This is a genomic window from Mesorhizobium sp. M8A.F.Ca.ET.021.01.1.1 (assembly GCF_003998025.1).
Taxonomy (GTDB): domain Bacteria; phylum Pseudomonadota; class Alphaproteobacteria; order Rhizobiales; family Rhizobiaceae; genus Mesorhizobium.
In genome coordinates this window covers 1-1791 of sequence record NZ_RZSJ01000851.1, presented here as the reverse complement: position 1 = coordinate 1791, position 1791 = coordinate 1, and the positions used below count along the sequence as shown (strand labels likewise).

Annotated in this window: 1 protein-coding gene; it reads left to right on the top strand. The window is 66.9% G+C overall.

From position 1 onward, the window contains the following. On the top strand, positions 1 to 1476 hold a 1476-nt coding region (ggt, locus tag EOA36_RS34720; protein ID WP_127281165.1), incomplete at its 5' end, for a gamma-glutamyltransferase. Positions 1477 to 1791 lie beyond the last annotated feature (315 nt).

Below are 1791 nucleotides of genomic sequence, written 5' to 3'. Positions count from 1 at the left end.
GGCAATGCGATGGATGCCGCCATCTGCGCCGCCGCCGTGCAGGGCGTGGTCGAGCCGCAATCGACCGGCATCGGCGGCGATTGCTTTGTCCTTTACTGCCCCAGGGGACAGAGCGAGGTGCTGGCCTTCAACGGCTCTGGCCGGGCGCCGGCGGCCGCGACCGTCGACTGGTATCGCGACAAGGGCTTTAGCGAACTTCCCAAACAGGGGCCGCATGCGGTGACCGTGCCGGGCGCCATCGACGCCTGGTGCCGGCTGCTGGAAGACCATGGCAGCAAGAGCCTGGCCGAGGTGCTGGCGCCGGCGATCCACTATGCCGAGAACGGCTATGTCGTGCACGACCGCGTCGCCTTCGACTGGGCCGAACCCGAAACCGACCTTTCCGCCGACGAGCATGCCGCCCGCATCTTCCTGCCGGGTGGCGTGGCGCCCAAGGCCGGCGACGTGCACCGGCAGCCGGAGCTTGCCGCCACCCTGCGCATCATCGCCAAACAGGGCCGCGCCGGTTTCTACGAAGGCGCGATGGCCGACGACATGGTGCGCCGGCTCAAGGAACTGGGCGGGCTGCATTCGCATGAGGATTTTGCCGCGACCCGGGGCGACTATGTGGCGCCGGTGAGCATCAGCTATGGCGGCCACGAGATCCACCAGATGCCGCCGAACAACCAGGGCCTGACGGCGCTGTTGATGCTGAACGTGCTGTCGGGCTTCAAGCTTGGCGAGCTCGATCCCAACGGCGCCGAGCGCCTGCATCTGGAGATCGAGGCCGGGCGGCTGGCCTATCGCGACCGAGACCGTTTCGTCGGCGACCAGGACCGTGTCCAGGTGCCGGTGCGAGAGCTCCTGTCGACCGCCTATGCCGAGCGGCTGCGCGCCCAGATCGACCGCGAGCGCGCCATGACCCACCTGCCGGATGTGCAACTGCCCGGCAGCGACACGGTCTATATCTCGATTGTCGACCGCGACCGCAACGCGGTCTCGTTCATCAACTCGACCTATTATTCCTTCGGCAGCGGCGTGGTCGGCCCGAAGAGCGGCGTGGTCCTGCAGAACCGCGGCTCAAGCTTCCGCCTCGATCCGGCGCACCCCAACGCGATCGCGCCCGGCAAGCGGCCGATGCACACGATCATGCCGGGCATGGCGACAAGGAACGGCCGCGTGGTGATGCCGTTCGGCGTGATGGGCGGCGGCTACCAGCCCTTCGGCCATGTCCACCTTCTGACCAACATGATCGATTTCGGCATGGACCCGCAGCAGGCGCTGGACGCGCCGCGCGTGTTCTACAATGACGGCATGGTGGAGGCGGAGCGCAACGTGCCCACCGAGGCGATCGAAGGCCTGCGCCGGCGCGGCCACGCCATCGCCGAGCCGCACCATCCGCTCGGCGGCGGACAGGCGGTGCTGATCGACTGGGAGAAGGGAACGCTGACCGGGGCGTCGGACCCGCGCAAGGACGGGATGGCGCTGGGATATTGAGGTATGGGTACCGGTAGAGCGTACTGATGGGATTCAGTTCAAGGTTGCTCGCTACTTCTCCAGGCGCTGGCGCTGCCCCTCACCTGCCTGCCGGCATCCTCTCCCCGTATAGTGACGGGGGAGAGGGACGCTCCGCTCCCTCGGCGCTTTTCTGCAACGCTGGCAGTTGGCGAAACCATCGGCGAACAGCCCTTTCCCCCGTCGCTATACGGGGAGAAATGCCCGGCAGGGCAATGAGGGGCGGCGCGAACCTCCGCTGGACTTTCACAAGCTTTGAAACATAGTCGGTGATCATGACCCAAACCCACCCAGACC